The sequence below is a fragment of the Streptomyces sp. NPDC005775 genome (genome assembly GCF_042871565.1).
Taxonomy (GTDB): Bacteria; Actinomycetota; Actinomycetes; order Streptomycetales; family Streptomycetaceae; genus Streptomyces.
On the sequence record NZ_JBIAIU010000019.1, the window covers coordinates 14,330 to 33,429 of the forward strand.

The window sequence follows — 19,100 nt, forward strand, 5'->3', positions numbered from 1 at the left end:
CGAGGGGCGCACGGACGGCGGGGGCGGCCGATAGGTTCGGCATATGACTTCGCCAGAGATCACCTTCCCGCTGCAGTTGGCCCGGACGATGCGCTTCACCCTCGGTGCACCGCGCGCGTTCACGGTTTCACCCGACGGTGAACGGGTGGTCTTCCTGCGCTCGGGTTCGGGCACCGACCGCTCGGGCCGGCTCTGGGTGCTGGACCTGAGCGACGGCAAGGCCCCGCGCGAGCGGGTCGTGGCCGATCCGGCGGTGCTCCTGGGCGGTTCGGCGGAGCGGCTCTCGGCCCAGGAGCGGGCGCGCCGCGAGCGGAGCCGCGAGGGGTCGTCGGGGATCGTGGGCTACGCGGTGGACGCGAGGGCCGAGTTGGCGGCGTTCGCCCTCTCGGGGAAGGTGTACGTCGCCGAGCTGCGGGCCGGAACGGCGCGTGCGCTGCCCGTGCCCGGCCCGGTGATCGACCCGCGCCCCTCCCCCGACGGGCTACACATCGCATACGTGTCCAAGGGCGCGCTGCGCGTCGTGGGCGCCGAGGGCGAGGGGGACAGGGCGCTCGTGGAGCCGGAGGACGCGCAGGTCTCCTACGGCCTCGCGGAGTTCATCGCGGCCGAGGAGATGCAGCGCTCGCGCGGATTCTGGTGGTCACCGGACTCGGACCGGCTGCTGGTGGCCCGGGTCGACGACAGCCCGGTGCGGCGGTGGTGGATCGCCGACCCCGCGCACCCGGACCGCAAGCCCGCCGAGATCGCGTATCCGGCGGCCGGTACGCCCAACGCCGAGGTGCGGCTGTTCGTCGTGGGGCTGGCCGGGGAACGTACCGAAGTGGTGTGGGACCGGGCCCGGTTCCCGTATCTGGCGCGGGTGCACTGGTCGTCCGGCGGGGCGCCGCTGCTGCTGGTGCAGGCCCGTGACCAGCAGAGTCAGCTGTACCTGGCGGTGGACCCGGAGACCGGGGCGACGCGGACGGTGCACGCGGACGAGGACCCGGTGTGGCTGGAGCTGTTCCCCGGGGTGCCCGCGTGGGCGCCGGACGGGCGACTGGTGCGGATCGCGGACGAGGGCGGGGCGCGGGTCCTCGCGGTCGGCGACCGACTGCTGACCGGGGCCCAGTTGCAGATCCAGGCGGTGCTGGACATCGGGGAGTCCGATCTCCTCGTGACGGCGTCGGCGGGTGAGCGTGCGGCCGAGCCGGAGACGGGCGAGAGCCATGTGTACCGGGTCAACGAGCTGGGCGTCGAACGGGTCTCGGAGGGCGTGGGCGTGCACGCGGCGGTCCGGTCCGGCGGGGTGACCGTCATGGTCTCCACGGCGCTCGACGTACCCGGAGCGACGGCACGGGTGTTCCGGGACGGGAAGGAGATCGCCACCGTCGGCAGTCACGCGGAGCAGCCGGTCCTGTCCGCCCGGCCTCAGCTCACCGAAGGGGGCGCACGGCGGATTCCGTGCGCCGTGATGCTCCCCACCGGTTACAAGGAATCGGATGGTCCGCTTCCGGTCCTGATGGATCCGTACGGCGGGCCGCACGGCCGCCGGGTCCTCGCCGCCCACAATCCCCACCTCACCTCGCAGTGGTTCGCCGACCAGGGTTTCGCCGTGATCGTCGCGGACGGCCGCGGGACTCCCGGCCGCTCGCCCGGCTGGGAGAAGGCCGTCAAGCACGACCTCGCCCTGACCCTCGACGACCAGGTCGAGGCGCTGCACGCGCTCGCCGAGCGGTTCCCGCTGGACCTGGGCCGGGTGGGCATCCGGGGCTGGTCGTACGGCGGTTTCCTGGCCGGCATGGCGGTCCTGCGGCGGCCCGACGTCTTCCACGCGGCGGTCGTGGGTGCCCCGGTGACCGACCAGCGGCTCTACGACACCCATTACACGGAGCGCTACCTCGGCGACCCGGCGACTCAGCCCGAGGTGTACGCGTACAACTCGCTGCTCACCGACGAAGGGCTCTCGCACGCCGCCGAGCAGGTCCGCCCGATGATGATCATCCACGGTCTGGCGGACGACAACGTGGTGGTCGCTCACACCCTGCGGCTGTCGTCGGCGCTGCTCGCGGCGGGCCGGCCGCACGAGGTGCTGCCGCTGAGCGGGGTGACTCACATGACCCCGCAGGAGAAGGTGGCGGAGAACCTCCTGCTGCTCCAGGTGGACTTCCTGAAGCGGTCACTCGGCATGCAGGACTCGTAGGACTACCAGCCCGGCGGCGGCTGCGACGGCGGCGGAGGAGGCCCGAAGCCGCCACCCTGCGGGTACCCGTATCCCGGGGCCGGCGGCTGGTGGCCCGGGTGAGGGGCGGGGGCGTAGCCGGGCGGCCCGAACTCGGGGCCGTACCCGGGGCCCTGCCCCGGTCCGTACGGGCCGGGGACGTCGGCGAAGCCCCGGGGCGCCAGCGCCAGCAGTACAACCAGCGCGGCGATCAGCTCGAACATCCAGCTCAGGAGCGTGAGCTGGGCCTCCGTCGGCAGTGAACCGAAGTCGTCGAGGAGGTCGTGGTGCACGGCCCGGGCCACGCCCAGCGCCCCCTCGGGCAGCAGCAGCGCGGCGGCCACCAGGCCGAACGGCCGCGCGTGCACGGCGTGGAAGAGGGCGCTCACTCCCGCGACCAGACAGAGGAGCGCCAGCGCCGCGGTGTCCCAGCCGGGCGGCGGGTCGATCACCCCGTGCGGGATGCGGTCGCCACCCACATACCACTCGGGATAGATCTCGGGGTACTTCACCATCTGCCGGATCTCCCAGGCGATCAGCACCGCCCCGGCCGCGCCCAGCATCAGGAACGCGGCGACCGAGGCGCCCGGGCCGGGCCGGGTGGGCAGCGGTTCGTAGGAACCGACCGGCGGGCGGCGGCCGGCCCCGGCGGTGATGAGGAGCGCGATGCCCGCGGCGAGGGCGACGAAGGCGCAGATCAGCGCCCGTGAGCGCAGGTCGTCGGAGAACGCCGACTCCATCCCGCGGCTGCCGATGGCCCAGAGTCCCGGCAGCCGTACGGCAAGGGTGATCACTCCGGTGGCGACGAGCACGGTGGCGGCGACCGAGGAGCGGAGTGCGGCGACGGTGGCGACGACGTACACCGCGAGGAGGACGACGTCCAGGGGCGAGGTGGCGGGCATCGCCTGCGGGCGCGCGTCGCCGAAGCCGGCCCAGTAGCGCCACAACTGGTCGGCGTCCACTGCCCTGATGTCCCGTACGAGCCAGCTCGCGACGATCACGGCGAGCACCGCGCAGAGAGCGGCGCCGGTCACTCTTGCTCCACGGGTGAGTATCACCTCAGCGATACTCCCCCGCGCCCGGCCTCCCGGCAAGAGGGCCGTCGGCGCTGCCCCGTCGGGCGACCGGCCGGAAGGAGTTCCACTCCTTCCGGCCGGTCCACGGCACCCGCACGGCCGTACGTCGTCCATGCTGACGGGTCCGTATATCGGACGTGAGACAGCGGAGTTGCTCACGCGTTAACGGACCGGCGGTTCAGCTCACCCTGCTGCTGCCGGAGGGCGGCGGGCCGCCGTCGTCGCCGTTGCCGGCCTCCGGAGGAGGACCGTCGTCGCCGCTCCGCGCCTCCCGGCCCCCCGTCTCCACGTCCGGTCCGACCCCCTCGTCGGCCACACCGCCGTCAGCGCCGCCGGCCTCACCGGCCACACCGCCGTCAGCGCCGCCGGCCTCACCGGCCACACCCACCTGCTCCAGCGTCCCCTCCGGCGGCACCACCCGCTTCTCCTCCGCGAAGTGACAGGCCGAGTCGTGCCTGGCCGGGGTATCCGTCAGCCGGAAGGCCGCCGGGACCGCCAGCAGCGGCACCTCCAGCTCGCACCGCTCCTGCGCCTTCCAGCAGCGGGTGCGGAAGCGGCAGCCGGAGGGCGGCTTGGCGGGCGAGGGCACGTCGCCGTGCAGGATGATCCGCTCGCGGTACTCGCGCGCCATCGGGTCCGGCACCGGCACGGCGGAGAGCAGCGCCTGGGTGTACGGGTGCGTGGGGTGTTCGTAGATCTCCTCGTCCGTGCCGATCTCCACGAACCGGCCGAGGTACATCACGCCGACCCGGTCGGAGATGTGCCGGACGATGGAGAGGTCGTGGGCGATGAACACGTAGCTGAGGCCGAACTCCGCCTGGAGCCGGTCCAGCAGGTTGACGACCTGGGCCTGGACGGAGACGTCGAGGGCGGACACGGGTTCGTCGGCGACGATGATCTCGGGGTTGAGCGCGAGGCCGCGGGCGATGCCGATGCGCTGGCGCTGACCGCCGGAGAACTGGTGCGGATAGCGGTTGATGTACTCCGGGTTGAGGCCGACGACGTCCAGCAGGTCCTGCACCTTGCGCCGCCGGTCACCCTTCGGGGCGACCTCGGGGTGGATCTCGTACGGTTCCCCGATGATGTCGCCGACCGTCATCCGCGGGTTCAGCGAGGTGTACGGGTCCTGGAACACCATCTGGATGTTGCGGCGTACGGCCTTCAGCGCGCGGCCGGACAGCTTGGTGACGTCCTCGCCCTTGTACCGGATCGCACCGGCCGTCGGCTGTTCCAGGTGCACGAGCAGCCGGGCGACCGTCGACTTGCCGCAGCCGGACTCCCCCACGACGCCGAGCGTCTCGCCGGCCGCCAGGTCGAAGGACACCCCGTCGACCGCCTTGACGGCTCCCACCTGCTTCTTGATCAGGATGCCCTGGGTCAGCGGGTAGTGCTTGACGAGGTCGCGTACCTCCAGGATCGGCTCGCCGCCCGCGTACGCGCTCTGCTGCCGCGACTTGGACAGGAGGGTGCGCGCCATCTCGCCCTCTTCGCGCGCTCCCCTGCGCCCCGAGTGGTCAGCGCTCATCGAGCGTCTCCTTCCAGAAGTGGCAGGCGCTCTGACGGTGCTCGGCCACGTCGTACAGCGGCGGCACGTCGGTGCGGCAGACGTCCTGGGCCTTGGGGCAGCGCGGGTTGAAGGCGCAGCCGGGCGGGATGTGCAGCAGGTTGGGCGGCAGGCCCTTGATCGCGTACAGCTCCTGGCCCTTCTGGTCCAGGCGCGGGATGGAGCGGAGCAGGCCCTTGGTGTACGGGTGCGCGGGCGCCTTGTAGATGTCGTGGACCGGTGAGGTCTCCACGATGCGGCCCGCGTACATCACGGCGATCTTGTCGGCGACGTCGGCGACGACGCCGAGGTCGTGGGTGATGAGGATCAGACCCATGTTCAGCTCGCGCTGGAGTTCCGCGAGCAGGTCCATCACCTGGGCCTGGACGGTGACGTCGAGGGCGGTGGTGGGCTCGTCCGCGATGATCAGCGAGGGCTCCAGGGCCAGCGCCATGGCGATCATGATGCGCTGGCGCATGCCGCCGGAGAACTGGTGCGGGTAGTTCCCGACCCGCTCCTTCGCGGCCGGGATGCGGACCCGGTCCATGAGCTCGACTGCCTTGGTCTTCGCGTCCTTGCGGGACAGTCCGCGGTGCACGACGAACATCTCGCCGAGCTGCTCCCCCACGGTCAGCACGGGGTTGAGGGAGGAGAGCGCGTCCTGGAAGATCATGGCCATCTCCTGGCCGCGGATCTTCCTGCGCTCCTCCTTCTTCATCTTCAGCAGGTCGCGGTCCTTGAAGAGGATCTCGCCGCCGCTGATCTTTCCGGGCGGCATGTCGAGGATGCCCATGATCGCCTGTGCGGTGACCGACTTGCCGGAGCCGGACTCGCCGAGCACGGCGAGCGTCTCGCCCTCGGCCACCGAGTAGTTGACCCCGTTGACGGCCCTGGCGACCCCGTCCCGGGTGTGGAACTCCACGTGCAGATCGCGCACTTCGAGCAACATGGCAGCGGACTCCTCAGCGCAGCTTGGGGTCGAGGGCGTCGCGCACCGCGTCGCCGAGCATGATGAACGCGAGCACGGTGACCGCCAGCGCGCCGGCGGGCCAGAGGAGCATGTGCGGGGCGTTGCGGATGTACTGCGACGCGGCGGAGATGTCGATGCCCCAGGACACGGCCGGTGGCTTCAGGCCGACGCCGAGGAACGACAGGGTCGCCTCCAGGGAGATGTACGTGCCGAGCGCGATGGTCGCCACGACGATGACGGGGGCGATGGCGTTCGGTGCGATGTGGCGCAGCATCATCCGCCCGTTGGAGGCGCCGAGCGCCCGGGCCGCCTGTACGTAGTCGTTGTGCTTGGCGGTGATGACGGAGCCGCGGGCGATGCGCCCGATCTGCGGCCAGCCCAGCAGGACGATGAAGCCGATGACCGGCCAGACGGTGGAGCTGGTCACCACGGAGAGGAAGACGAGTCCGCCGAGGACGACGGGGATGCCGAAGAAGACGTCGGTGAGGCGGGAGAGGATCGCGTCCCACCAGCCGCCGAAGAAGCCGGCCAGGCCGCCCAGGACGCTGCCGATCAGGGAGACGCCGATGGTCGAGCAGATGCCGACGGTCACGGAGTTCCGGGCGCCGTACACGACCCGGGTGTAGACGTCGCAGCCCTGGCCGTCGTACCCGAAGGGGTGGCCTGACTGGGAGCCCTCCTGCGCCTTGTCCAGGTTGCAGTCGAGCGGGTCGCCGGAGGCGATGAGCTGCGGCCAGATCGAGATGATCACCAGGAACAGGATGATCAGCGCCGAGATGATGAAGACGGGGTTGCGGCGCAGGTCGCGCCAGGCGTCGGACCACAGGCTCTGCGGTTTGGTGCCGGGGCCCGTCCCGTCGGGTCCGCCGGGCGTTTTCTCCAGGCTGTCGCCCTCGTCGAGTGCGAGGTCCATCGTCCCGCCGGCTCCGGCCGACGAGATCGCCTCGTCCGGTGTCTGCTCAGGCATAGCGGATCCTCGGGTCGAGTACGGCGTACAGCAGGTCGACGATCAGGTTCGCCGCCAGGAAGACGAGGACCAGGACGGTGACGAACCCGACGACGGTCTGCGAGTTCTGGCGCAGGATGCCCTGGTAGAGCTGGTAGCCGACGCCGTGGATGTTGAAGATCCGCTCCGTGACGATCGCGCCGCCCATCAGGGCGCCCACGTCCGTACCGATGAAGGTGACGACGGGGATCAGCGAGTTGCGCAGCAGGTGGCGGATGATCACGCGGCGCCTGGGGAGGCCCTTGGCGACCGCGGTGCGCACGTAGTCGGCGCGGGCGTTCTCGGCGATGGAGGTACGGGTGAGCCGGGTGACGTAGGCCAGCGAGACGGAGGCGACCACGAGCCCGGGGATGAGCAGTTCATTGAGCGGGGCCTCGCTGGAGACGGAGGGTTTGATGACGCCCCACTCCACGCCGAGCAGGAGTTGGAGGAGCAGACCGGTGACGAAGGTCGGGATGGAGATGACGACCAGGGTCAGGATCAGCACGATCGTGTCGATGGGCCGGCCGCGGCGCAGGCCGGTGACGACGCCGAGGCTGATGCCGATGACGATCTCGAAGACGATCGCGATGACGGTGAGGCGGATCGTGATGGGGAAGGCCGTGGCCATCAGCTCGGTGACCTTCTGCCCGTTGAACGCGGTGCCGAAGTCGCCGGTGAAGACGTTGCCCATGTAGGTCAGGTATTGCTGCCAGACCGGCTTGTCGAGGCCGAATTCGGAACGGAGTTGGGCGGCGGTCGCCGGGTCGCACTGGCGGTCGCCGCAGAGGCCCGCGATGGGGTCACCCATCACGTTCACCATGAGGAAGATCAACAGCGTGGTGCCGAAGAAGACCGGGATCATCTGCAGCAGCCGCCGGATCACATAACGTCCCATGAAGGGCTCCGGGGGTCGCGGGGTGGCTGAGGTGTCATCGGGGGCCGGGGACGGGGAAGCCGGGTGACCGGTCGCGGGTCACCCGGCGGCCGCAGGTCACCCGGCGCCTCTCAGATCACTTGACCTTGATCTGCTCGTACACCGGGACGCTGAACTGGTTCAGCGAGACGTTGGTGACGTTCTCCGAGTAGCCGGCGCTGCCGTTCTGGTACCAGAGCGGGATGACCGGCATCTGCTGGACCATGACCTTCTCGGCGTCCTGGAAGGTGGAGACGGCCTTGGCCTTGTCCGACTCGGCGTTGGCCTTGTTGACGAGGCCGTCGAACTGCTTGTTGTTCCACTTGCCGTCGTTGGACGAGGCGTTGGTGTAGTAGACGGGCTGCAGGAAGTTCTGGATCAGCGGGTAGTCCATCTGCCAGCCCGCGCGCCAGGCCCCGTGCAGCTTCTGCTGGGAGACCTTGCTGCGGAAGTCGGCGAAGGTGCCGACCGGGGCGCCCACGCACGCCTTGTTGTTGCCCATGACCTTGTTGATGCTGTTGCAGACGGCGTCGACCCACTCCTTGTGGGAACCGGTGTCCGCGTTGTACGAGATCTTGAGCTGGCCGGTGGGGATACCGCCGCCGTCCTCGATCATCTTCTTGGCCTCGGCCGCGTTGTACGTGCACTCCTTGCCGCACAGCCCCTTCTTGAAGCCGCCCTCGTCGCCGAGGACCGGGGAGGTCCAGTCCGAGGCGGGGGTGCGGGTCTTCTGGAAGATCTGGTTGGTGATCTGGTCGCGGTTGATCGCCATGGAGAGGCCCTGACGGACCTTGATGGCCCCGGGGGTGTTCCACTGCTTGTCGTAGAACGGGAACGCGAGGGTCTGGATGATGCCGGCCGGGGTGTTGATGTAGCGGTCGCCGAGGTCCGCCTTGACGTTCTTGAGCTGTGAGGCGGGCACGTCGTCGACGAGGTCGAGGTTGCCGGCCGTCAGGTCGGTGTAGGCGGTGTTGTTGTCGGTGTAGACCTTGAGGTCGATCCCGCCGTTCTGCGCCTTGTCGTCACCGGGGTAGTCGGCCCACTTGCGCAGGTTCATGGACGAGCCCTTGGTGTACTTGTCGATCGTGTAGGGGCCGTTGCCGACCGGCTTGGAGACCCACGCGGCGTGGTCGGTGAAGAAGGCCTTGGGCAGCGGAGCGAAGGCGGGGTAGCCGAGGGTGTCGGGCCACAGGGAGAACTTCTGTGTCAGCTTGACGGTGAAGGTCTTGTCGTTCACGAGCTTGAGCCCGGAGAGCGTGGTGGCGCTCGCCGAGCCGGTCTCGGGGTGGACCTTGTCGTATCCATCGATGTAACCGAAGAAATAGGCGTTCTTCTGGTTGTTCTTCAACAGGGCGCCGTAGTTCCACGCGTCCACGAACGACTTGGCGGTGATCTTCTCGCCGTTGCTGAAGGTCCAGCCGTCCTTCACCGTGATGGTGAAGTTCTGGTTGTCCTTGGACTCGATCTTCTCGGCGAGCATGTTCGTCGCCTCGCCGGTCTTCGGGTCGTACTTCTTCAGCCCCCGGAAGATCATGTCGAGGACCTTGCCGCCCTGCACCTCGTTGGTGTTGGCGGGCTCCAGCGGGTTCTGCGGGTCACCCCAGGAAGAGCTCACGATCCCATCGGCACCACCGCCACCACCGCCGCTGTCCCCTCCGCCGCAGGCCGTCGCCGCGAGAGCGACGGCGACCGCACATGCGGCCCACTTCACCTGTGTGGCTCCGCGCATGGAGTGCCTCCTCGTAGTGCTCCGTCTTACGTGAGGTCAAATATCGCCTCATAAGCGGATCACTGCACCCGCACTACGGCCGAATGTGTCAGCCCGCCACCCGAAGGGAAGAACGCGTGTCCGAGAGATCCGGATAACGAAAAGGACACGTGTCTGATCGGACACGACCGCCCGAGATCACCCGGAACACCCTTCCTGTGCAACGCCCGTCCACTCCTGTTTCACCTTGGATGTGTCAAGTTCAGGTCAAGGACCTAAAGACCCCGTATGGACTTCCACAGCCGATTGACCGGTGTCAACTCGATTGATTGGGTCCATCCCAACCTCTTCTTCACACTCCTCCCACCCGGAGGACGCCGTTCCGTACGGGGACAGGAGCACGATGACCTTGCCATCCCCGGCCCCCAGTCTGTCGGTGGACATGACGCCCACCGACGTGACCGGGGAGTCCCGGCTGCCCGACAGCGCCGACAAGGGAGCCACATCCAGGAGTCCGGGCCGTCTTGCCTGGATCCGTTTCAAGCGCGACAAGACCGGCGTGGTGTCCGCCTGGATCGTCGTGTTCTTCTTCGTGATCGCGCTGGCGGCACCTCTGATCGCGAAGCTGTACGGCAAGGACCCGTACACGACCTACGCCAGCGACCGGCCGGAGCTCCTCGACCCCTTCGCGTACCCGTCAGGGCCCAACGGCGGGATGAGCTCGGAGTTCTGGTTCGGCATCGAGCCGCAGCTGGGACGTGACGTCTTCACCTTCCTGCTCTACGGCATCCGCACCTCACTGAGCATCGCCCTCGCCGCCACCCTGCTGACCACCCTCGTCGGCGTGATCGTGGGCATCACGGCGGGCTACCTGGGCGGAAGGACCGACTACTTCGTCGGACGGATCATCGACATCCTGCTGTCGTTCCCCTCCACGCTGTTCTTCATCGCCTTCATGCCGGTCGTCTACGGGCTGTTCGTCGCCCCCGACGAGAACATCCCCACCAGCCTGCGCGCCATCTCGCTGATCCTGGTTCTCTCCGCCTTCGGCTGGGCCTCCATCGCCCGTCTGCTGCGCGGCCAGGTACTCGGCCTGCGCGAAAGGGAGTTCGTCGAGGCGGCCAAGGTCACGGGCGCGTCACCGAGGCGCATCGTGTTCAAGGAGCTGCTGCCCAACCTGTGGACACCCATCATCATCCAGTCCACGCTGATGCTTCCCGCGTTCGTGACCGCGGAGGCGGGCCTGGCCTTCCTCGGCGTCGGCATCATCGACCCGACCCCGGACTGGGGCGTCATGATCCAGCGCGGGGCGCAGTTCTACACCGAGGACCTCACCTTCATGCTCTTCCCGGGCCTGTCGATGGTGATCTTCGTCCTCGCCTTCAACCTGCTCGGCGATTCGGTGCGCGACGCGCTCGACCCCAAGTCCAAGCGGTAGTTCCCCGGCTCCAACCGGCCCGTTCAGTGCAGCACGCACGGCCGGCACCATCCGTTCCGATCGTCCCTATGAGGCAGGATCACCCATGTCTTTCTCCCGTAGAAACTTTCTGATCGCCACCGGCGTGGTGGCGGCCTCGTCGTCAGTCCTGACGGCGTGCGGCGGCAGCAACGACGGCGGAAGCTCGAAGAAGAACACGGCTCCCAAGGTCAGCGGCTCCAAGACCCAGGAGATCCCGGTCGGCACCAAGGCCGACTCGACCGGGCCGGCCGCGGAGGTCACGGGAGCGGTCAAGGGCGGGACGCTCTACTCGCTCGACCAGTTCGACATGGACCACATGGACCCGGCGCAGATCTACGTCTCCACCGAGGCCGCGATCACCGTCCCGATCCTGCGGGGCCTCACCGGCTACAAGATCGACAACAAGGGCGGCGCCACACTCGTCGGCGACCTCGCCACCGACGCCGGCACCATGAAGGACGGCGGCAAGACCTGGTCGTTCACGCTCAAGGACGGCGTGAAGTGGGAGGACGGCTCGGAGATCTCCGCGGAGGACCTCCGCCACACCTTCGAGCGCGGCTTCGCCGCCTTCGTCACCGAGGGCCCCCGCTACGTCCAGCAGTTCCTGGTCGGCGGCGACAAGTACAAGGGCCCCTACGAGGGCAAGAAGCTGGAGTCCCTCGAGGTCGAGGGCAAGACGATCACCTTCCGTCTGAACGAGCCGCGCGCGGACTTCAACTACACGCTCGCCATGCGTGGTTACGCCCTGGTGAACAAGAAGCACGACACCAAGGAGAAGTACGACAAGCGCCCCTTCTGCAGCGGCCCGTACAAGATCGAGAGCCGCAGCATCGGCAAGTCGCTGACCTACGTGCGCAACGAGCACTGGGACCCGGCGACCGACTCGATCCGCAACAACTACCCGGACAAGTACGTCTTCCAGTTCGGGTTCCAGCCGCTGGCCGCCACGGACCGCTTCATCGCGGACTCGGGCAAGGACCAGTACGCGATGACGATCTTCAACGAGGTCGCCGCGGAGCGTATCGCCCAGGTCCTCACCAACCCGCAGTACAAGAAGCGCGTCCTCAACGCGGTCGACACGGCGACCTACTACTGGCCGATCAACACGACCCGCATCACGGACGTCAAGGTCCGTCAGGCCATCAACTGGGCCTGGCCGCACCAGCAGCTGCAGACCATCCGCGGCGGTGCCTCGAGCACCGAGATCGCCACCACGATCTTCTCCCCGGTGACCCCGGGCTACCAGAAGTTCGACCTGTACGGCGCGACCACGAAGCCCGGCGGTGACCCGGAGAAGGCCAAGGCCCTGCTGAAGGAGGCCGGCAAGGAAGGCCAGAAGCTGGTCATTGCCTGGCAGACCTCGGACAACGCGCTGAAGCAGGCCGTCGCGGTCAAGAACGCCCTGGAGAAGGCCGGCTTCAAGGTCGTCAACAAGCAGATCGACAAGTCGACCTTCTACACCCAGATCGGCAAGATCGACAACGACTTCGACATGTTCGCCGCCGGCTGGAGCCCGGACTGGCCGAACGGCTACTCCGTCTTCTACCCGTGCTGGAGCGGCGAGAACATCGGCGACGGCCGCAGCAACTACGCCCAGCTGAAGGACCCGAGCGTCGACAAGGCCATCAACGCCGCCTCCGCGATCGCGGACACCGAAGCGGCCAACAAGGCCTGGGGCGCCATCGACCGGCAGATCATGGAGCTGGCCGCGACGGTCCCGGACTACCACCCGCTCCGCAACTGGATGTACGGGTCCAAGGTCGGCAACGTCGTCTACGACAGCGCCAACACCTGCGTCGCGCTCTGCAAGATGTACGCCATGAAGTAGGCCGTACCACCCGGCTCCCGTTGCCGGGCCCGCGTCGGCCGCCTCTCGGAGGTGGCCGACGCGGGCCCGGCGGTGGGACCGCCGGGGGCGGCCGCTCGCCCGGCCTCCCTCTCCGGCTCTCTCCCCATCACGCCCCGGCGACGGCGCCCCGTCCGGAAAGTCACGCCTCCATGCCCCGCTTTCTCTTCCGCCGAATCCTCGGCGCACTGGTCATCCTGCTGATCGTCAGTGCCATCACCTTCGCCCTCTTCTACGCCGTCCCGCGTGACCCGGCGATGATGTCGTGCGGCAAGAACTGCACACCGGAAGCCCTCGCGCAGGTGCGACAGAATCTGGGCATCGACTCGCCGGTCCCGGTGCAGTACTGGCACTGGCTGGTGGGCGTTTTCGCGGGGCGTGACTATGCCAGCTACGGCTACTGCAGCGCGCCCTGCCTCGGCTACTCCTTCGCCAACCGCGAGCCCGTCCTCGGCACGATCATGGACCGCCTGCCGACGACCCTCTCGCTCGCCTTCGGTGCGGCCGTCGTCTTCCTGATCCTCGGCATCGGCGCGGGCATGCTGGCCGCCGTCAAGCAGGGCAAGTTCCTGGACAAGTTCGCCAGTTCCGCCTCGCTGTTCGGCTCCTCGCTGCAGATCTACTTCGTCGGCTACATCGCGATGTTCTTCCTGGTCTCGAAGCTCGGCCTGTTCGCGCAGCCGTCGTACACCCCGCTCACCGAGGACCCGGCCGCGTGGTTCTCCGGGCTCCTTCTGCCGTGGTTCGTCCTGGCGATCATCTTCACCGCCAACTACACCCGTATGACACGCTCCCAACTCGTCGAGGAGCTCAGCGAGGACTACGTGCGCACGGCCCGCGCCAAGGGACTTTCTCGCGCGAACGTGTTCTTCCGCTTCGCCTGGCGCGGCGCGATGGGACCGATCGTCACCGTCTTCGGCATCGACCTGGGTGTGCTGATCGGCGGCGCGATCATCACCGAGACGACCTTCAGCATGCAGGGCATCGGCCGCCTCGCGGTGGACTCCACCATCAAGAGCGACCTGCCGATGGTGCTGGGTGTCACCGTCCTGGCGGCCGGCGCGATCGTGTTCATGAACATCATCGTCGACGCCGTCTACGCCTTCATCGACCCGCGGATCCGGCTCGCCTGACCCCGGGCGCCCCGCCCTCGACAGCTACCACCCGGCATCACCCCCTCAGGAGCGTCCCCGTGACGAGCACCGATCAGCAGCCCTTCCTGTCCGTCAAGGACCTGAAGGTCCACTTCTCCACCGAAGACGGCGTCGTCAAGGCCGTCGACGGTCTCTCCTTCGACCTGGCCAGGGGCAAGACGCTCGGCATCGTGGGCGAGTCGGGCTCGGGCAAGTCCGTCACGAACCTGACGATCCTGGGCCTGCACGACCGTGCCCACACCGCCATCGACGGCGAGATCCTGCTCGACGGCAAGGACCTGCTCACCGCGACCGAGCGGCAGCTGGAACAGCTGCGCGGCAACACGATGTCGATGATCTTCCAGGACGCCCTGGCCTCGCTGTCGCCGTACCACACCATCGGCAGGCAGATCAGCGAGACGTACCGCAAGCACACCGGCGCCTCGAAGAAGGACGCCCGCGCGCGGGCCGTCGAGATGCTGAGGCGGGTCGGTATCCCCCAGCCGGACATGCGTGTCGACGACTACCCCCACCAGTTCTCCGGCGGTATGCGCCAGCGCGCGATGATCGCGATGGCGCTGGTCTGCGACCCCGAGCTGCTGATCGCGGACGAGCCGACGACCGCGCTCGACGTCACGGTGCAGGCCCAGATCATGGACCTCCTCAAGGAACTCCAGCAGGAGTTCGGCACGGCGATCATCTTCATCACCCACGACCTCGGGGTCATCGCCGACATCGCCGACGACGTGCTGGTGATGTACGGCGGCCGGTGCGTGGAGCGCGGCACCAAGAAGGAGGTGCTGCGCACGCCGCAGCACCCGTACACCTGGGGTCTGCTGGGGTCCATGCCTACGCTGGACGGACCGGTCGACGTACCTCTCTCGCCGATCCCGGGAGCGCCCCCGTCGCTCCTCAACCCGCCGTCCGGATGCAGCTTCCACCCGCGGTGCGGTTTCACGGAACGGACGGAGAGCGGCCTCTGCTCCGGCAAGCGGCCGGTACTGGAAGGCGCCGGCGGGCACACCGCGGCCTGCCACCTCACGGCGGACCAACGCCGCGACTTCTTCGCCGAATACGCCACGAGCCAGTCGCACTGACGTACAAGAGACGGGATCCCACGATCATGAGCAACACGAGCCCCCTCCTTGACGTCAAAGGCCTGACCAAGCACTTCCCGGTGATGGGCGGGTTCCCCTTCAAACGGAAGGTCGGCGCGGTCCAGGCCGTGGACGGTCTCGACCTCCAGATCGCCGCGGGCGAGAGCCTGGGCCTGGTCGGCGAGTCCGGCTGCGGCAAGTCCACGACGGGCCGGCTGATCACCCGGCTGCTGGAGCCCACCGGCGGCACCATCAGCTACCAGGGCCAGGACATCACGCACGCCGGTCGCCGGCAGCTCGCGCCGATCCGGTCCGACATCCAGATGATCTTCCAGGACCCGTACGCGTCGCTGAACCCGCGTCAGACGGTCGGCAAGATCATCTCCGCCCCGATGGAGATCAACGGCATCAAGCCGGCCGAGGGCTTCGAGTCCCGGGTCCGCGAACTCCTGGAGACCGTCGGCCTCAACCCCGAGCACTACAACCGCTTCCCGCACGAGTTCTCCGGCGGCCAGCGGCAGCGCATCGGGGTGGCCCGCGCACTGGCTCTGGAGCCGAAGCTGATCGTGGCCGACGAGCCGGTGTCCGCACTGGACGTGTCGATCCAGGCCCAGGTCGTCAACCTGCTCCAGAAGCTCCAGCAGGAACTCGGCATCGCGTTCCTCTTCATCGCTCACGACCTCGCGATCGTGCGCCACTTCTCGCAGCGCGTCGCCGTCATGTACCTCGGCAAGATCGTCGAGATCGCCGACCGCGAGGACCTGTACGGGAACCCCCGCCACCCCTACACACGGGCGCTGCTGTCCGCCGTGCCCGAGCCCACCGCGGACCAGGTCCCGCCCCGGGAGCGCATCCTGCTCACCGGCGACGTCCCCTCCCCGCTCAACCCGCCCTCCGGCTGCCGCTTCCGCACCCGTTGCTGGAAGGCGACGGACAAGTGCGCGAGCGAGGCGCCGCCGCTGATCCGGGTGGAAGGCAGCCGGGACGGCCATCTGACGGCCTGCCACTACCCCGAGGACTCCCAGTCCGTGTCCTCCGTCCCGCAGGCCCGCAAGGCCGACGTGACGAAGTCCGCCGAGGAGACCGCCAAAGACCCGAAGGCCCGAGGCTGACACCCCTCTCCTCGGCCCCGGGGCGGCCCCGCGGACGATGGACCCGATCGGTCCCTCGTGGCGCGGGGCCTCCCCGGCCCAGAGAACCGAGCACGTCGGCCCATTGACCCGAGCCACCTGCGAGCCCGGTTTTCGGGTATACGGGGAAGGCGCCCGGAACCTATCGGTTCCGGGCGCCTTCTGTTTCTTGGCTTCCCTGGCAGAAGGCCATCGGATCAGGGCGGGTTCAGCCCTTCGACGCGTAGGACGTGAAGTCCGCCCACGCACCGGACGCGAAGGCGAGCCGGGGGCCGTCCGTGTTCTTGGAGTCGCGGACGTGCACCGCGTCGGGGGCAGCCGCGACTTCGACGCAGTCATTGCCATCGCTGCTGTCGCTGTAGCTGCTCTTGAACCACTCCGGGCCGGATGCTTCCTCGGCAATGATCTTGCGGATCATGTCTCTCCCAGCACTTGCTCGATGAAGGCCAGCGACTCTCCTGGCGAGAGAGCCTGAGCCCGGATGATGCCATACCTCAGTTCGAGGATTCGGAGCTGCCTCGGGTCGGATACGGGACGGCCGGCGAACTCGTTGTCCGTACGCCCCACAGCCGAACCATCGCCGAACTTCAGCACCTGGATCCGGCCACCCGAGCCCGGATGATCCCCACGGCACGTCGGCATCACCTGGATATCGACGTTCCGCAACCCCCCGATCTCCAGGAGGCGTTCGAGCTGCTGCCGCATGACCCTTGCGCCCCCGATGGGGCGGCGCAGCGTTACTTCCTCTTGAACGAAGCTGAACTCCGGAGCGGGATCGCGTTCGAAGACGGACCGTCGAGCCATGCGCGCATCCACCATCCGCTGATGCTCCGCCTGCGAATATGCGGGCCGACGTGTAGCCAGCAGCGCGCCCATGTACGCCTCGGTCTGCAGGAGGCCGTGGATGTTGTGGTTGCCGTACGAGGACAACTCGACTGCCTGCGCCTCCAACTTCGCCAGCTCCCGGATCTTCTTCGGGTACCGGACCTCGGCCAGATCCTGCTTCATCGCGGAGACCTTGCCACCCGCGCCGCACACCTCGTCCACCCTGTCCAGGAACTCCGGCCGGGGAATCCGCCGCCCGCCCTCCACCTTGTAGACCAGGTCCTCCCCGTACCCGATCGCGGCCCCGAACTCGCCGGCCCGCATCCCGGCCGCCTCCCGCCACGCCTTGATCTGGCGGCCCACCGCCGCGACCACCGCCACCCCCGACTCGTCGTCGGGGTCGACGTCCCAGCCCGGTTCGTCCGCCCCGCTGTCCACCCGCTCCGCACCGGCTTCGTCCACGCTCATCCATGCCCCACTTCCGACGTGCATGCCTCCTTGCTCAACCGTGTACGTCCCCCGCATGTCACCCCGGACAGCCAGGACAGCACTGGACAAGCTCGGGACAATGACCGTACGTAAGCGCCAAGTCACTGGTCACGCTAAGCAGTCACGGCCACGGTGAGTGCTGTGAACCGAGAAATCACCCGAAGCGAACCTCCCGCTCCTGCCCGGCAGTTCACGGTTCTGCTCTCCCCCACCCGCCGAGGCGCCAGACTCGCCCGCCTCCTCACCACGGCGCATCTGGGCGACTGGGGACTCCCCACGGAATCGGCCGCGCACATCGTCGCCGAACTGGCCGCCAACGCCGTCGAGCACGGCCGGGTACCGGGCCGGGACTTCCGCCTGAGCCTCACCGTCAGCGGGGAGGCTCTACTGCTGCGGATCGAACTGACCGACACCCGGGGCGACCGCCTGCCCAGCCCGGCCACCCCCGGCCCGCTCGCGGAAAGCGGGCGCGGCCTCCTCATCGTCGAGGCCCTGGCCGACCGATGGGGCGTCGTCGAGGGCCCGGTCCCCCGCAAGACCGTGTGGGCAGAACTCGACCTCGTACCGGCCCGAATCCACCGGGTCGCGGGTACCCGCGACCCGGTGAGCCGCGACCCGCTCAACCGCGACGTGGCCGCCCACGACGTCTAAGAGGTCCTAACAAAGGCGTTGGACGTGGCGGTGGGTGATTAGGCAGGTAGCGAGGCCGAGGAATGCTTCGTGGATGTCGTCTCTTCTCTCCCAGCGGACGCGGAGTCGTCGGAATCCGTGGAACCAGGCGATCGTGCGCTCGACAACCCAGCGGTGAACGCCGAGGCCGGATCCGTGCGCAACTCCTCGGCGGGCGATCACCGGCCTGATGCCCTGCGCCCAGACCAGGCGCCGGTACTTGTCGTGGTCGTAGCCACGATCGCCAAGCAGGATGTCGGGCCGCCGACGCGGTCTTCCCACGAGACCCGGCACCGACGGAATCTTCGCCAGGAGGGGCAAGAGCTGGGTGACGTCATTGCGGTTTCCACCGGTCAGGGACACCGCGGGTGGGATGCCCTGCCCCTCGACAAGGATGTGGTGCTTGCTGCCCGGTCGTGCACGGTCGACCGGGCTGGGACCGCTTTTGGGCCGCGCCGAGCGGCCCGGACATGGGAGGAGTCGATCACCGCCCGCGACCAGTCGAGCTTCCCCGCGGCACGGAGCCTGGCCAGCAGCACCAGGTGCAGCCGGTCCCAGACGCCGGCCTCGTTCCATGCGGCAAGCCGTCGCCAGCACGTCATGCCCGAACCGAAGCCCAGCTCCTGCGGCAGATACTCCCACTGGATCCCCGTATGCAGCACGAACAAGATCCCGCACAACGCCTGCCGATCAGGCACTCTCGGCCGCCCGGCGACCAACTTCGGCCCCGGTCCAGGTAGTAACGGCTCGATGAGCGACCACAGTTCGTCCGAGACCACCCACGGACGTGACTCTCTCTTCCCCACGAACAGTCCAACGAGCATCCAAGCCGACAGTCACATCGTCCGAGACTTCTGTTAGGAGCTCTAAAGGCTTTTAAAGAACTCAGGGAAATAACCCCACCAAACCCCACCCGGCCCCCGTCCTGACCTGCATCACTCGCGCGAGTGAACAATGGCAACTGGGCTGGATTTGGGACGGGTTGGCTGGCATATGCTCGCCGCGACAACCACAGAACATGAGACGGCCCCGGCCGGGACTGGTAATCCCGCCCGAG

16 protein-coding genes are annotated in these 19,100 nt (G+C 68.3%); 7 read left to right on the forward strand and 9 right to left on the reverse strand.

What is annotated here, in order from left to right; translation table 11 throughout:
- Nucleotides 1–88: 88 nt before the first annotated feature.
- Nucleotides 89–2,179, forward strand: a complete 2,091-nt coding sequence (locus ACFYPA_RS33260; protein ID WP_389136198.1) for a prolyl oligopeptidase family serine peptidase — start codon at nucleotides 89–91, stop codon at nucleotides 2,177–2,179.
- Between the two features lie 2 nt (nucleotides 2,180–2,181).
- On the opposite strand, the gene ACFYPA_RS33265 is transcribed toward ACFYPA_RS33260, so the two are convergent.
- The 6 genes from ACFYPA_RS33265 to ACFYPA_RS33290 form a co-directional block, all read right to left on the reverse strand.
- Nucleotides 2,182–3,231, reverse strand: coding sequence for a hypothetical protein (locus ACFYPA_RS33265; RefSeq protein WP_359085302.1), 1,050 nt, complete (start codon nucleotides 3,229–3,231; stop codon nucleotides 2,182–2,184).
- Between the two features lie 220 nt (nucleotides 3,232–3,451).
- Nucleotides 3,452–4,798 (reverse strand): dipeptide ABC transporter ATP-binding protein, encoded by a 1,347-nt coding sequence (locus ACFYPA_RS33270; protein WP_359085301.1) that lies wholly within the window; start codon nucleotides 4,796–4,798, stop codon nucleotides 3,452–3,454.
- Nucleotides 4,788–5,765 (reverse strand): ABC transporter ATP-binding protein, encoded by a 978-nt coding sequence (locus tag ACFYPA_RS33275; protein ID WP_359085300.1) that lies wholly within the window; start codon nucleotides 5,763–5,765, stop codon nucleotides 4,788–4,790. The genes ACFYPA_RS33270 and ACFYPA_RS33275 overlap by 11 nt, the downstream gene beginning before the upstream one ends.
- A gap of 13 nt (nucleotides 5,766–5,778) precedes the next feature.
- Nucleotides 5,779–6,753 (reverse strand): ABC transporter permease, encoded by a 975-nt coding sequence (locus tag ACFYPA_RS33280; protein ID WP_359085299.1) that lies wholly within the window; start codon nucleotides 6,751–6,753, stop codon nucleotides 5,779–5,781.
- The gene (locus ACFYPA_RS33285; protein WP_389136113.1) at nucleotides 6,746–7,669 is read right to left on the reverse strand and encodes an ABC transporter permease; all 924 of its coding nucleotides are present in this window, start codon (nucleotides 7,667–7,669) and stop codon (nucleotides 6,746–6,748) included. The genes ACFYPA_RS33280 and ACFYPA_RS33285 overlap by 8 nt, the downstream gene beginning before the upstream one ends.
- Nucleotides 7,670–7,784: 115 nt before the next feature.
- Complete coding sequence (locus tag ACFYPA_RS33290; protein ID WP_359085298.1) at nucleotides 7,785–9,416, reverse strand: ABC transporter substrate-binding protein; 1,632 nt, start codon at nucleotides 9,414–9,416, stop codon at nucleotides 7,785–7,787.
- Nucleotides 9,417–9,837: 421 nt separating this feature from the next.
- Between ACFYPA_RS33290 and ACFYPA_RS33295 the strand changes: the two genes are divergently transcribed.
- The 5 genes from ACFYPA_RS33295 to ACFYPA_RS33315 all read left to right on the forward strand — a co-directional run bounded on the left by ACFYPA_RS33295 (nucleotide 9,838) and on the right by ACFYPA_RS33315 (nucleotide 16,042).
- Nucleotides 9,838–10,833, forward strand: coding sequence for an ABC transporter permease (locus ACFYPA_RS33295; RefSeq protein ID WP_359085319.1), 996 nt, complete (start codon nucleotides 9,838–9,840; stop codon nucleotides 10,831–10,833).
- Nucleotides 10,834–10,918: 85 nt separating this feature from the next.
- A complete protein-coding gene (locus ACFYPA_RS33300) occupies nucleotides 10,919–12,682 on the forward strand; it encodes an ABC transporter substrate-binding protein (protein WP_359085297.1) in 1,764 nt (587 codons plus the stop codon).
- Between the two features lie 170 nt (nucleotides 12,683–12,852).
- The gene (locus ACFYPA_RS33305; RefSeq protein ID WP_359085296.1) at nucleotides 12,853–13,833 is read left to right on the forward strand and encodes an ABC transporter permease; all 981 of its coding nucleotides are present in this window, start codon (nucleotides 12,853–12,855) and stop codon (nucleotides 13,831–13,833) included.
- Nucleotides 13,834–13,892: 59 nt separating this feature from the next.
- The gene (locus ACFYPA_RS33310) at nucleotides 13,893–14,930 is read left to right on the forward strand and encodes an ABC transporter ATP-binding protein (RefSeq protein WP_359085295.1); all 1,038 of its coding nucleotides are present in this window, start codon (nucleotides 13,893–13,895) and stop codon (nucleotides 14,928–14,930) included.
- Nucleotides 14,931–14,956: 26 nt separating this feature from the next.
- Nucleotides 14,957–16,042 carry an ABC transporter ATP-binding protein gene (locus ACFYPA_RS33315; protein ID WP_389136118.1) on the forward strand — a complete coding sequence of 362 codons (1,086 nt, stop codon included), beginning with the start codon at nucleotides 14,957–14,959 and terminating at the stop codon, nucleotides 16,040–16,042.
- A gap of 226 nt (nucleotides 16,043–16,268) precedes the next feature.
- Here ACFYPA_RS33315 and ACFYPA_RS33320 read toward each other — a convergent pair whose 3' ends face one another.
- Both ACFYPA_RS33320 and ACFYPA_RS33325 read right to left on the reverse strand, forming a co-directional pair.
- Nucleotides 16,269–16,478 (reverse strand): DUF397 domain-containing protein, encoded by a 210-nt coding sequence (locus tag ACFYPA_RS33320; protein ID WP_359319920.1) that lies wholly within the window; start codon nucleotides 16,476–16,478, stop codon nucleotides 16,269–16,271.
- Nucleotides 16,475–17,353, reverse strand: a complete 879-nt coding sequence (locus ACFYPA_RS33325; protein WP_389136200.1) for a helix-turn-helix domain-containing protein — start codon at nucleotides 17,351–17,353, stop codon at nucleotides 16,475–16,477. The genes ACFYPA_RS33320 and ACFYPA_RS33325 overlap by 4 nt, the downstream gene beginning before the upstream one ends.
- Before the next feature lie 162 nt (nucleotides 17,354–17,515).
- On the opposite strand from ACFYPA_RS33325, the gene ACFYPA_RS33330 reads away from it, so the two are divergent.
- Complete coding sequence (locus ACFYPA_RS33330; RefSeq protein WP_389136121.1) at nucleotides 17,516–18,025, forward strand: ATP-binding protein; 510 nt, start codon at nucleotides 17,516–17,518, stop codon at nucleotides 18,023–18,025.
- A gap of 6 nt (nucleotides 18,026–18,031) precedes the next feature.
- On the opposite strand, the gene ACFYPA_RS33335 is transcribed toward ACFYPA_RS33330, so the two are convergent.
- Nucleotides 18,032–18,867, reverse strand: a protein-coding gene (locus ACFYPA_RS33335) for an IS5 family transposase (protein WP_389136124.1) whose coding sequence is annotated in 2 segments (ribosomal slippage) — nucleotides 18,032–18,486 and nucleotides 18,486–18,867 — 837 coding nt in all. Because the reading frame shifts where the segments join, the coding sequence is not laid out codon by codon here.
- Nucleotides 18,868–19,100 lie beyond the last annotated feature (233 nt).